We start from the raw sequence: 12,864 nt of genomic DNA on the forward strand, positions 1-12,864 counted from the left end.
CAAACTACACATCTTCTGTGCCCATTTACGCATCGAATATGCATGGCGCCGCGTCGCGCGGGCCCGATCTTAAAGTCAGATTCACGACAATATTTGTTAAAAATCTTGAATTAACCGACTGAAAATCGATATTCGCGCGCGGCACTCCAGATTGGCGGCCGTCGCGAACGAATCGGTGCGATTGCGGGCGGGCGCACGCGCGGAATTCCCGCGTTTCCCTCTGCCCGCATTCGCATCGCGCTCCGGCCCCGGCCCGCGTTCGATATGTCCCCGCCTTTTTTCCGCCGCATTCCAACCCCGGTTCGCAACAATCCGGCGGGATTCGCACGCGCCCGAACCTAGCCGACTCTCAAACCCGCGCGCCGGTATACTTGGCTACTTTGCCTTTTCGCAGCCCCCAACCCGCCGCCTCATGCTGACTTCCGTCCTCGTCCGACTCGTCGCCTGGTCGGTGCGGCGCCCGATCTGGGTCGTCGTGCTGTCGCTTGTCGCCGCCGCGCTCAGCGGCGTGTACGTCGCGCACCATTTCAAGATCAACACTGACATCAGCAAGCTCGTCGAGAACGACCCGCAATGGGCCGCGCTCGGCAACGCGATCGACGATGCGTTCCCGCAGCGCAGCCAGACGATCCTCGCCGTCGTCGAGGCGCCCGCGCCCGAATTCGCGACCGCCGCGGCCGATGCGCTCGCCGAGGGCCTGCGCCGCGAAACCGAGGCGGGCCGCATCGGCCAGGTGTCGGAGCCCGCGGGCGGGCCGCTCTTCGAGCACAACGGGCTGCTGTTCCTGCCCGAGCAGGACGTCGCGACGACGACCTCGCAGCTCGCGAGCGCGCGGCCGCTCGTCAACGTGCTCGCGAAGGACCCGAGCATCGCGGGCCTCGCGACGACGCTGTCGACGACGCTCGGCGTGCCGCTGCAGTCGGGCCAGGTCAAGCTCTCGGGGATGGCGAAGCTGCTGTCGCGCAGCGCGGCGACCGTCGACGACGTGCTCGCCGGCAAGCCGGCCGCGTTCTCGTGGCGCGCGCTCGTCGACGCAGACGCCGCCCGCGCACCCGCGCGCGCGTTCGTCACCGTGCAGCCGGTCGTCAACTACGGCGCGCTGAAGGCGGGCGAGCAGGCGTCGCGGACGATCCGCGCGACCGCGCGGGCGCTCGAGCTCGACAAGCGCTTCGGCGCCGCCGTGCGGCTGACGGGCGAGCAGCCGCTCGCCGACGAGGAATTCGCGTCGGTGCAGGACGGCGCGCTCGTCAACGGCATCGCGACGCTGGCGATCGTGCTCGTGATCCTGTGGATCGCGCTGCGCTCGAAGCGAATGATCGCGGCGGTGTTCGTCACGCTGTTCGTCGGCCTCGTCGTCACGGCCGCGCTCGGGCTGATGATGGTCGGCTCGCTGAACATGATCTCGGTCGCGTTCATGGTGCTGTTCGTCGGCCTCGGCGTCGATTTCGCGATCCAGTACGGCGTCAAGTATCGCGAGGAGCGCCACCGCTATCCGAATCTCGATCACGCGCTCGTCGGCGCCGCGCACGCGATGGGCATGCCGCTCACGCTCGCGACGGCGGCCGTCGCCGCGAGCTTCTTCTCGTTCCTGCCGACCGCGTATCGCGGCGTGTCGGAGCTCGGCCTGATCGCGGGCGTCGGGATGTTCGTCGCGCTCTTCACGACGCTCACGCTCCTGCCCGCGCTGCTCAGGCTGTTCGCGCCGCCCGGCGAGCGCAAGCCGCCGGGCTTTCCGCGCCTCGCGCCCGTCGACGACTATCTCGACCACCATCGCAAGCCGATCCTGATCGGCACGCTCGCCGTCGTGATCGGCGCGCTGCCGCTGCTCGCGCATCTGCGCTTCGATTTCAACCCGCTGCATCTGAAGGACCCGAGCAGCGAATCGATGGCGACGCTGCTCGCACTGAAGGATTCGCCGGAAGCGTCGGTCAACGACGTGTCGATGCTCGCGCCGTCGCTCGCGGCCGCCGACGCCGCCGCGAAGCGGCTCGACGCGCTGCCCGAGGTCGGCCGCACGACGACGCTGTCGACGTTCATCCCCGACGCACAGCCGCAAAAGCTCGCGACGATCGCGGCGGCCGCGCGCGACCTGCTGCCCGCGCTCACGCAACCGGCCGCGGCGCCCGCGTCGGACGCGCAGCGCGTCGCGGCATTGAAGCGCGCGTCGAACCTGCTCGAATATGCGTCCGAGGATTACCCGGGCCCGGGCGCGGCGGCCGCGAAGCATCTGTCCGAATCGCTCACGAAGCTCGCCGCCGCCGACGCCGCGACGCGCGACCGCGCGGAGCACGCGTTCTCCGCGCCGCTGCGGATCGCGCTGAACCAGCTCGCGATGCTCTTGCAGCCGTCCGAGATCACGCGCGAGAACCTGCCGCCGCAGATCGCGCGCGACTGGATCGCGCCGGGCGGCCGCGCGCTCGTGCAGATCTCGCCGAAGGTGCCCAAGGGCGTCGATCCCGGCGACGACGCGATGCTGCGCCGTTTCGCGAAGGCCGTGAAGGCGGCGGAGCCGGGCGCGATCGGCGGCCCGATCTCGATCCTGCATTCGGCGGACACGATCATCCGCGCATTCCTGCAGGCGGCCGCGCTGTCCGTCATATCGATCACGGCGCTGCTGTGGATCACGCTGCGCCGCTTCGGCGACGTGCTGCGCACGCTCGTGCCGCTCCTCGTGTCGGGCGTCGTGACGCTCGAGCTGTGCGTGCTGTTCGGCATGCCGCTGAATTTCGCGAACATCATCGCGCTGCCGCTGATGCTCGGCGTCGGCGTCGCGTTCAAGGTGTATTTCGTGATGGCGTGGCGCGCGGGCCAGACGGGCCTGCTGCAGTCGAGCCTCACGCACGCGGTGCTGTTCAGCGCCGCGACGACGGCCACCGCGTTCGGCAGCCTGTGGCTGTCGCATCATCCGGGCACGGCGAGCATGGGGCGGCTGCTCGCGCTCGCGCTGTCGTGCACGCTGATCGGCGCCGTCGTCTTCCAGCCCGTGCTGATGGGCAAGCCGCGCACGAAGCGTGTGACGAATCAATCGCAAGGAATCGATGAATAAAATGCGAATTACCACGTCGGCGCTCGCCGTCTGCCTGCTTGCAAGCGGCTGCGCGACCGGCCCCAACCGGCACCCGGGCGATCCGCTCGAGCCGATGAACCGCGCCGTCTTCAAGTTCAACGACGCGGTCGACTCGACGATCGCCGTGCCGATCGCGAAGGGCTATCAAAAAGTGACGCCCACGCCGCTGCGCACGGCGATCAGCAATTTCTTCTCGAACCTCGGCGATCTCGGCAACATCGCGAACAACCTGCTGCAGCTCCGGATCACGGATGCAACGGAGGACGTGATGCGCGTCGCGATGAACTCGTTGTTCGGCGTCGCCGGGCTGATCGACGTCGCGACGCTCGCCGGGCTGCCGAAGCATCACCAGGACTTCGGCCTTACGCTCGCGCGCTGGGGCGTGCCGGCGGGCCCGTATCTCGTGCTGCCGATCTTCGGGCCGAGCTCGATCCGCGACGGCGTCGGCCGAGCGGTGGACGTCCGCTTCAATCTGCTCAACTACATCGAGCCCGCCGCGCGCAATCCGATGTATATCGCGCAGTTCATCAGCGCGCGCTCGGATCTGCTCGGCGCGACCGACCTGCTGCAGCAGGCGGCGCTCGACAAATACTCGTTCGTGCGCGACGCGTACGTGCAGCAGCGCCGCTCGCTCACGTATCACGGCAAGAGCGAGGAAGAATCGCTGCCGAACTACAACGAACCGGGCGGCGAGGGCGCGGGCGGCAACGCGCCGGGCGGCTTGCCGCAGTACGAGGACCCGGGCGAGGGCGCGGGCGGCATGCCGTCCGGCGGCGCGCAAGGCGACGCACGCGAGCCGGCCGGGCTGCCGCGGTATCAGGACCCGGGCGACGCGGGTGCAAGCGGCGCGGCGCCGGCTGCGGCATCCGCAACGGCTCCCACGCCCGCATCGGCGGCTGCGCCGGCGGAGCCTGCATCCGCGCCCGCCGCGAACGCCTCGCCGAAGACGAACTGACGCTCGCGCTGCGCAACGACACGGCGGCCGCGTCGAATCCGAAACGGCCGCCGTTGTCTTATCCGGATCAGGCACGCACGCGCGCCGCACCATGTCCTTCGCGCTTCGTCTTTCCGCCGATCAGCCGGCGTGCGGCAACGCCGTGCGCCCATCGATCTTCGGCCTTCGGCCGTCACACGAACCGAACGCGGCGCGCGCATTGTCCGCCTCATCGGCACTTCTTCCCGCCGCTCACTCCGCGAACGGCAGCACCGTCTGCCCGTCCGCGCGCATCGCGAACACGTTCAGCGTCATCGCGACAAGCGCGTAGTAGCCGAGCAGCGCGACGAGATTCACGACCACCTGATGCCCGAAACGCGCAACCGCCTCGTCGTATGTCGCATCGCACACGCGCTTCGTCTCGTATAGCTCGGTCGCGAAGCGGAAGATCAATGCGTCGTCCGCTTCGTCGAACGCCGGAGCCGTGCAGGTGCGGATCGCTTCGGCAACCGCGGCGGGCACGCCTGCTTCGAGCGCGATCGGATGATGGATGTGCCATTCCGCCTGCGAGCGCCAGCGCGCCGCCGTCACGAGGATCGCGAGCTCGGACAGCCGCAGCGGCAGCCCCGTTCGATACCGGCAGAACGCGCCCAGCCGCTGCGCGTGCTGCGCGAGCTCGGGGCTCGCGATCCAGCCGAGAAACGGCCCGTTCAGGTTGCCGCGCGGCCCGCTCAGGATTTCGTCGAGCACTGCCTTCTGCTCGTCGGTTGCAGTCTCGCGGTGGAATTCAGGAAGCCTCATCTTCGCTTTCGTCATGTCGGTTCATTGGGACCGTGCAAACGCACGCAATCACGCATCAGCGCGCCGCCGCACCGATCGACGCGAGCGCCGCGTCGATCGCGTCGCCGAGCCGCTCGACGATCGTGTCGATCTGCGGCGCGGTGCAGATGAACGGCGGCGCGAGCAGGATATGATCGCCGAAATTGCCGTCGACGGTGCCGCCCATCGGATACACCATCAGCCCGCGCTGCATCGCCTCGCGCTTCACGAGCGCATGCAGCTTCAGCTTCGGATCGAACGGCGCTTTGGTGTCGCGCTCGCGCACGAGCTCGACACCGACGAACAGCCCGCGCCCGCGCACGTCGCCGATGTGCGGATGATCGGCCTGGCGCTCGCGCAGCCGCGCGCGCAATTGCTCGCCGCGCGCCTTCACGTTGTCGAGCAAGCGATCCTCGGCGATCACGCGTTGCACTTCGAGCGCCGCCGCGCATGCGCTCGCGTGGCCGATGTACGTGTGGCCGTGCTGAAAGAAGCCCGAGCCGTCGACGATCGTCCGGTAGATCGCGTCGCTCACGAGCGTCGCGCCGATCGGCTGATAGCCCGCGCCGAGCCCCTTCGCGATCGTCAGGATGTCCGGCGCGACGCCGTCCTCTTCGCACGCGAACAGGTAGCCGGTGCGCCCCATCCCCGACATGATCTCGTCGAGAATCAGCAGGACACCGTACTTGTCGCACACCGCGCGGATCTTGCGGAAATATTCGCGCACGGGCGACACCGCGCCCGCCGTCGCGCCGACGACCGTCTCCGCGACGAACGCCGCGACCGTGTCCGGCCCGAGTTCGAGAATCTTGCTTTCAAGCTCGTCGGCGAGACGCTGCGCGAATGCCTCTTCGGTTTCGTCCGCGCGCTGCTCGCGATACGCGTAGCACGGGCTCACGTGATGCGCTTCGATCAAGAGCGGCAGGAACGGCTCGCGCCGCCATGCGTTGCCGCCTATCGCGAGCGCGCCGAGCGTGTTGCCGTGATAGCTCTGCCGGCGCGCGATGAAGTGCCGGCGCGCGGGCTCGCCCCGCTCGACGAAGTACTGGCGCGCGAGCTTCAGCGCGGCTTCGATCGCCTCCGACCCGCCCGACACGAAATACACATGCTCGAGCCCGGCGGGCGCGGCCGCGACGAGCCTGTCCGCGAGCTCCTCGGCCGGCTGCGTCGTGAAGAACGACGTGTGTGCGTACGGCAGTTGCTGCGCCTGCCGCTTGATCGCGTCGATCACGCGCTGGTTGCCGTGCCCGAGGCACGACACGGCCGCGCCGCCGCATGCGTCGATGTAGCGCTTGCCCGTCGAATCGATGATCTCGATGCCGTCGCCCGCGATCGCGACCGGCAGGTTCGCGCGCGGCGCGCGATGAAATACGGTGGTCATGCGTGTCCTTGTCCGTGTCGAAGCGCCGAAGGACGCTGCGGGTCCCGCGGCACGAATTGCTGAAAGCGCACCGAGCCTTGCTCGCGCACCTCGAACGCGACGCCGTCGTCGCCGATCGAGAACAGCGCGGTCGCGAGCGTGTTCTCGTCGTCCGGATCGCGTGGATCGTCGCGATAGATCGGCAGGCCGTCGCCCGCGCGATCGGCAAGCACGCGCCACAGCGCGGACGCGTCGGCCGCGCCGCCGAGCGGCGGCAGCAACTGAGCGAGCCGCGCCTGCCGATCGGCGGACGACGCGGTGACGATCTGCGCTTCGCCGTCGCAGCCCGGGTGGATCAGATGGTTCGCGTGGCCGTACACGCCGTCGACGTCGAGCGTCGACGTGCGCGCGACGCTCGCCTCGACGCTGACGACGCGCGCGTCGCCCGCGCAGCCGAGCGTGTGATGGAAGCCGCTCGCGCGCGGCGTATCGCGCAGCACGCGCAGCGCGCCGTCGAGCGACACCGCGTCGAGCACCGCGCGCGCGAGGATCATTCGCGGCACGCCCGCCGCCGGGCGGCGGATGCGCACGTTGTTGATCGTCTGCACGAGCCCCGCGCGATTCACCGCGAACGTATGGCCCGGCAGCGAGCCCGGATAGTAGAAGCTGACGAAGCCCGGCTTGCCGTCGGGCCGCACGTCGACAAGCCTGCATTTGCCGCGCAGATGCGGATCGCCGTCCTCGTTGTGCGCGATCATCCGCTCGCGCGGCGTGCGCACCGCGAGCGTCGTGCAGCCGTCCGACGCGTTGTGGATCAGCTCGCCGCGGCAGTTCCAGACGAACACGTCTTCCGCACGCCAGCCGAGCCCGGCCGCGATCCCGTCGAGTTCGGCGACGAGCGCCGGAAACGCCGCCTCGGCCGCACGGCGCAGCTCGGCGACGAACGGATGGCCGCGCCAGCGCGCCACTGCGCGCCACGCGCTGCTCTGCGAGAAATACGCGTCCATCGCCGGCCGCGCGAGCTCGCCGAGCTGCCGGCCGATGTCATGCGGCGAACCCGTCACGACGGCGGGCGTGAGAAACTTCATCGGTTGTCCTGATCACGAAACGTGTTTGAGAAATTCCCTCAGGCGCGGCGTCGGCGGTTGATCGATCAGCGTCTTCGGATCGCCGTCCTCGGCGATGCCGCCCTGGTCCATGAACAGCAGGCGCGTGCCGACCTGCTTCGCGAAGCCGATCTCGTGCGTGACGACGATCATCGTCATGCCCTCGTTCGCGAGATCGCGCATCACCTTCAGCACTTCGTGGCGCAGCTCGGGATCGAGCGCCGACGTCGGCTCGTCGAACAGCATCAGCTTCGGCTTGATCGCGAGCGCGCGCGCGATCGCGACGCGCTGCTGCTGGCCGCCCGACAGCTCGGACGGATAGTGGTTCGCGCGCGCCTCGAGGCCGACTTTCGCGAGCAGCGCCACCGCCTGATCGCGCGCCTGCGCGCGCGACGCGCCGCGCACCTGGATCGGCCCGAACATCACGTTCTCGAGCGCGGTCATCTGCGGAAACAGATTGAACTGCTGAAACACCATGCCGGCTTCGAGCCGGATGTTGTGGATCACCGCGGCCTTGCCCTTCACGCTCTGCCCGTCGACGAGCAGATCGCCGCCCGTGATCTTCTCGAGCGCGTTGATGCAGCGAAGCATCGTCGACTTGCCCGAGCCCGACGGCCCAACGACGACCACGACCTCGCCCGCGTCGATGCGCAGGTTGATGTCCTTCAGCACCGGCACGTGGCCGAAGCTTTTCGACACGCTGCGGAATTCGACCATGCTCATAGGATACGCATCCTTTTCTCGACGAAGCGAAGCGTGAGCGTCATCACGCCGGTAAGCACGAGATAGATCGCGGCGACCGCGGTCCAGATCTCGACCGCCTGGAAGTTGCCGGCGATGATCTCCTGCCCCTTGCGCGTCAGTTCGCCGACACCGATCACGATGAACAGCGACGTATCCTTCAGGCTGACGATGCACTGATTGCCGAGCGGCGGAATGAGCCGCCGGAACGCGAGCGGCCCGACGATCTTCACGAGCACGCGCGGCATCGGCAATCCCATCGCGAGCCCGGCTTCCGTCAATCCTTTAGGAATAGAAAGCAGTGCGCCGCGCACGACTTCGGCGAGATACGCGCCGGAGTTCAGCGTGATCGCGACGACCGCGGCCGTCAGCCCGTCGATTCGAATGTGCGCGAGCAGCGGCAGCGCGAAATAGAGGAACATCACCTGCACGACGATCGGCGTGCCGCGGATCAGTTCGATGTATACCTGCGCGAGCACGTTCAGCGCGGCGGGGCCGTACGCGCGAAACATGCCCGCGATCATGCCGACGAGAAAACCGCCCGCCAGCCCGAAGAACGCGATGAAAACCGTGAGCCGCACGCCGTCCATCAAGTCCGGCAATGCAGCCCATATCGCTGACCAGTCGAATTGCACATCCAGCTCCCGATTGAGTTCCGATCGACGCGGCGCGGCGCGCCGCGCCGGCGCGATTCATCGCTTAGGATTTCGGCGGCTCGGAGCCGAACCACTTCTTGTAGATCTTCGCGTAGCGGCCATCGGCCTTCATCTTCGCGAGCTCCGCGTTGACCTTCGCGACGAGCGGGCTGCCCTTCGGGAAGCCGATCCCGTACTTGTCGCCGCTCACCGGCGTGCCCGCGACCTTCACGTGCCCCTTGCCCTCGTTGTTCACGAAGAACAGCACGTTCGGCGTGTCGTGCATCGCGGCATCGACGCGGCCCGCCTCCAGCGCGAGATACGCCTGATCGATGTTCGGGAACTGGCGGATTTCCTTCGGCTTCAGGTGCGCCTTGATCCAGTCGATCGTCGCGGTGCCCGTCTTCGCGGCGATCACCTTGCCGTTCAGATCGTCGATCGACTTGATCGTCGTGTTGCCCGTCTGGACCATCGCGGCGAGGCCGCTGTCATAGTACGGATCGGAGAAGTCGATCGCCTTCTTGCGCTCCTCCTTGATCGTCATTCCGGACAGCGCGACGTCGATGTTCTGCGTCTGCAGCGCCGGGATCAGGCCGGCGAAGTCCATCGGCTGGATCTTGTAGGCCCAGCCCGCGTCCTTCGCGATCTCGGCCCACAGATCGAGGTCGAAGCCGACGTACTTGTCGCCCTGCTTGAACTCGAACGGCATGAACGAAGTATCGGTGCCGACGACGAGCTCCTTCGCATGCGCGCTCGCGAGGCTCGCGCCGGCAAGCGCAACCGCGACGACTGTCTTGATGAACGAACGGCGTCCCATGATTTCTCTTCTCCGCAGTGAGTGGCGATGCCCCGATCCGATCGGGGATTGGCGACGAACACCAGCCGCACCGCAACACGCGATGTCGTGATTGTAAATCGTGCAACATGTGTTGTCACGACGGATGCTAAGCCGCCAAAAAAGAATGCAACAGGAATTTGCGTCGCGAGAAACCCTAGGTTTGCGGGGAGGCTGGCTGGCTCGGCAGGAAGAGCGGGCCGATGGCCGGGCGCGCCCGCCGATGCGCGCGCGGGACCGGGGGATTCGGGTCGGGATCGGGGTCGGAGCGATTTGGCTCAGCGTAGGCGGCGCAACGGCGCGGCAAGCACGAGCAGCCGCACATGGAACATGAGGCCGCGGAGGCGGCCCGCCGTGCCGACGATGACGGATGGCCATGAGGGTACGGATCGCTCGTTGCGGCCTCGGAATTCAGATCGAATAGGAAGACGAAAAGCGCGAGACGGAAAGCGGAAAGCGGAAAGCGGAAAGCGGAAAGCGGAAAGCGGAAAGCGGAAAGCGGAAAGCGGAAGCCTAAACTCGACATCGCCGCCGTGCCAAGCGAAATCGACGCCGAGACGGCGCGCCGCAATCATTTCGAACGGCGAACCGATTCACGTCGCGCTCGCGCGAGAGACGCGCCCCATCGCAAGCCGCTGCGCGACGCACCGAAGCCCGCCGCGCACCGCGCTCAACCGATCCGCCACGCCCCCGCACGCTCGAACGCCCGCCGCGCTTGCGCGAGCGTCGAGCGCGCCGCGCGCGCATCGCCCGCCACCTGCAGCAGCGCGCCGAGTTGCGAAGGCTCTTTCGCGAGCTCGCGCAGGATCGGCAGGATCGCCGTGCTGCCGTCGTCGCGCAGCCCGGCCGTCGCCGCTTTCGGCAGCGTGCGCCATGCCGGGTCGACGATCGCGCGGCACACCGCGAACGGCACGCCGCGCGCCGCCGCGAACGCGCCGGCGATGTGCGATTCCATGTCGACCGCGAGCGCGCCCTTCGCCCGATGCAGCGTTTCCTTCTCGCGCGCGTCGACGACGGGCGCGCCGACCGCCGCGACCGTGCCGCGCCGCGTGCGCGACGCGACCGGCGTGCCCGCGAGCGCGGCGACGATGCGCGCGCTCCACGCGGAATCGGTGTCGAGCACGCCGAACGGCCCGTCGACCGCATCGGCGACGATCAGCGCGCCCGGCGCGAGATCGGGCGCGAGCCCGCCCGCCGTTCCGAAGCTGACGATGCCCGCGCAGCCGTGCGCGTCGGCCGCTTCGGCGAGCGCGCGCTCGAGCCGATCGGCGCGCGCCGCATAGGCCGCCTCGACGCCCGCGCCGCGCGCGATGCGCGCTTCGAACGCCATCCCGGCGACGGCGATCACGGGCGCGGCCGACCGGCCGGAACTTGCCATCGTCCGTTACATCCCGACCGTCACGCGCGTCGTGTTCGCGCGCTTCAGGTTGCGATAGCGGGCGAGCGCCCACAGCGGGAAGAACTTGCGGTAGCCGTGATAGCGCAGGTAGAACACGCGCGGGAAACCCGTTGCGGTGAAGCGCGTCTCGTCCCACAAGCCGTGCTCGCGCTGCGCGCCGAGCAGATGGTCGATCCCGCGCGCGACGGCCGGATTGTCGGCTTCGCCCGCCGCCATCAGGCCGAGCAGCGCCCACGCGGTCTGCGACGACGTGCTCGGCGCACGCTCGTAGCCGCGATAGTTGAGCTTGTAGCTTTCGCCGTCCTCGCCCCAGCCGCCGTCCTGATTCTGGATCGACAGCAGCCATTGCGCCGCACGCTTCACGCGCGGGTCGTCATGGCCGAGGCCCGCCGCGTTCAGCGCGCACAGCGCGGTCCACGTGCCGTAGATATAGTTCATCCCCCAGCGGCCGTACCAGCTGCCGTCCGGTTCCTGCTCCTTCAGGATGTAGTCGAACGCGCGGCGCGCGGGCTCGCTCGACGCGTTCGTCTCGCCGAGCTGCGCGAGCATCGACAGGCAGCGGCCCGACACGTCGGCAGTCGGCGGATCGAGCAGCGCGCCGTGATCCGAGAACGGAATGTTGTTCAGGTAGTACTGCGTATTCTCCGGCTCGAACGCGCCCCAGCCGCCGTCGCTGCTCTGCATGCCGACGACCCATTCGCGCGCGCGCGCGATCTGCTCGCGATACGCATCCGTCTGATCGAGCTTCGCGACGCGATCCATCGCCATCACGACGACCGCCGTGTCGTCGACGTCCGGATAGTGCGGGTTCGCGTACTGGAACGCCCAGCCGCCCGGACGCACGTGCGGACGGCGCGAGATCCAGTCGCCGCGCACGTCGAGAATCTGGCGCGGCACGAGCCAGTCGAGGCCGCGCACAGCCGCTTCGCGCGCACGCTCGTCGCCCGTTTCGAGGAGCGCGTGCGCGGCGAGCGACGTGTCCCAGACGGGCGACAGGCACGGCTGGCAATACGCCTCTTCTTCGCCGACGACGAGCAGCTTCTCGATCGACTGGCGCGCGATCGCGCGGTTCGGATGATCTTCGGGATAGCCGAGCTCCGCGTACATCATCACCGCGTTCGCCATCGCCGGATAGATCGCGCCGAGGCCGTCCTCGCCGTTCAGGCGCTCGTCGACGAACGCGACCGCCTGCCGGATCGCGCGCTCGCGCGTGTAGCGGGGGAACAGGCCGTCGACGAGGCGCAGCACGCCGTCGACGGCGCGAAAGAACGCAAACCAGCCGGTTCTCTGGTGAGGCTGCTTCGGCAGCAGGCCCGTGTTGACGGGCGCGCTCTTGAACAGCTCGTCGATGCGCACGCCGCGCGGGTTCTTCGCGACCGGGCGCTTCGCGTTCAGCACGAGCAGCGGCACGATCACGGTGCGCGCCCAGTACGACACCTTCGACAGATGGAACGGGAACCACTGCGGCAGCAGCATCACTTCGACCGGCATCATCGGCACCGCGTACCACGGCACGACGCCGTACAGCGCGAGCTGAATCCGCGTGAACACGTTCGACATCTCCGCGCCGCCCATCGCGTGGATCGCGCGGCGCGCGCGCTGCATGTGCTCGGCGTTTTCGTCGTCGCCGATCACCTTCAGCGCGAAGTACGCCTTCACGCTCGCGCTGATGTTCGGCGCGCCGTCGGTGAACAGCGGCCAGCCGCCCTCCGGCTGCTGGATGCGGCGCAGATAGCGCGCGATCTTCTGCTCCAGCTCGACGTTCGGCTCCTCGCCGAGATAGTGGACGAGCAGCACGTATTCGGCCGGGATCGTCGAATCGGCTTCGAGCTCGTAGACCCAGTGGCCGTCCGCGTTCTGCGCGGCAAGGAGCGCGTCGGTCGCGCGCGCGACGGCGGCATCGAGGCCTTCCGCCACGGCGGGCGCGGCGGCTGCGTCGAGCGTCTGCATTTCGGTCATGTCGTTCAT

Annotated in this window: 10 protein-coding genes; 2 read left to right on the forward strand and 8 right to left on the reverse strand. The window is 68.4% G+C overall.

Annotated features, from left to right (window positions below):
* The first annotated feature begins 412 nt into the window (after positions 1-412).
* Positions 413-3,046 carry a hopanoid transporter HpnN gene (gene hpnN, locus WS78_RS30505; protein WP_059579773.1) on the forward strand — a complete coding sequence of 878 codons (2,634 nt, stop codon included), beginning with the start codon at positions 413-415 and terminating at the stop codon, positions 3,044-3,046.
* Position 3,047: 1 nt separating this feature from the next.
* Positions 3,048-4,022 carry an MlaA family lipoprotein gene (locus WS78_RS30510; RefSeq protein ID WP_059579770.1) on the forward strand — a complete coding sequence of 325 codons (975 nt, stop codon included), beginning with the start codon at positions 3,048-3,050 and terminating at the stop codon, positions 4,020-4,022.
* Positions 4,023-4,253: 231 nt separating this feature from the next.
* Here WS78_RS30510 and WS78_RS30515 read toward each other — a convergent pair whose 3' ends face one another.
* From WS78_RS30515 to shc, 8 genes are all read right to left on the reverse strand, one after another.
* A complete protein-coding gene (locus tag WS78_RS30515; protein ID WP_059579765.1) occupies positions 4,254-4,817 on the reverse strand; it encodes a carboxymuconolactone decarboxylase family protein in 564 nt (187 codons plus the stop codon).
* 40 nt (positions 4,818-4,857) lie between these two features.
* Positions 4,858-6,201 carry an aspartate aminotransferase family protein gene (locus WS78_RS30520; RefSeq protein WP_059579762.1) on the reverse strand — a complete coding sequence of 448 codons (1,344 nt, stop codon included), beginning with the start codon at positions 6,199-6,201 and terminating at the stop codon, positions 4,858-4,860.
* Positions 6,198-7,268, reverse strand: a complete 1,071-nt coding sequence (locus WS78_RS30525; protein WP_059579759.1) for a C45 family autoproteolytic acyltransferase/hydolase — start codon at positions 7,266-7,268, stop codon at positions 6,198-6,200. The genes WS78_RS30520 and WS78_RS30525 overlap by 4 nt, the downstream gene beginning before the upstream one ends.
* A 12-nt stretch (positions 7,269-7,280) precedes the next feature.
* A complete protein-coding gene (gene glnQ, locus WS78_RS30530; RefSeq protein ID WP_038748996.1) occupies positions 7,281-8,009 on the reverse strand; it encodes a glutamine ABC transporter ATP-binding protein GlnQ in 729 nt (242 codons plus the stop codon).
* Entirely contained in the window at positions 8,006-8,662 is a 657-nt protein-coding gene (glnP, locus tag WS78_RS30535; RefSeq protein WP_038748993.1) for a glutamine ABC transporter permease GlnP, read from the reverse strand. Before glnP ends, glnQ begins: the two co-directional genes overlap by 4 nt.
* A 64-nt stretch (positions 8,663-8,726) precedes the next feature.
* Positions 8,727-9,479, reverse strand: coding sequence for a glutamine ABC transporter substrate-binding protein GlnH (glnH, locus tag WS78_RS30540; protein WP_038748990.1), 753 nt, complete (start codon positions 9,477-9,479; stop codon positions 8,727-8,729).
* Positions 9,480-10,167: 688 nt separating this feature from the next.
* Positions 10,168-10,875 (reverse strand): phosphorylase, encoded by a 708-nt coding sequence (locus WS78_RS30545; RefSeq protein WP_059579756.1) that lies wholly within the window; start codon positions 10,873-10,875, stop codon positions 10,168-10,170.
* Between the two features lie 6 nt (positions 10,876-10,881).
* Entirely contained in the window at positions 10,882-12,864 is a 1,983-nt protein-coding gene (gene shc, locus WS78_RS30550) for a squalene--hopene cyclase (RefSeq protein ID WP_059579752.1), read from the reverse strand.

Origin of the sequence: Burkholderia savannae, assembly GCF_001524445.2 — a bacterium.
Classification (GTDB): Bacteria; Pseudomonadota; Gammaproteobacteria; order Burkholderiales; family Burkholderiaceae; genus Burkholderia; species Burkholderia savannae.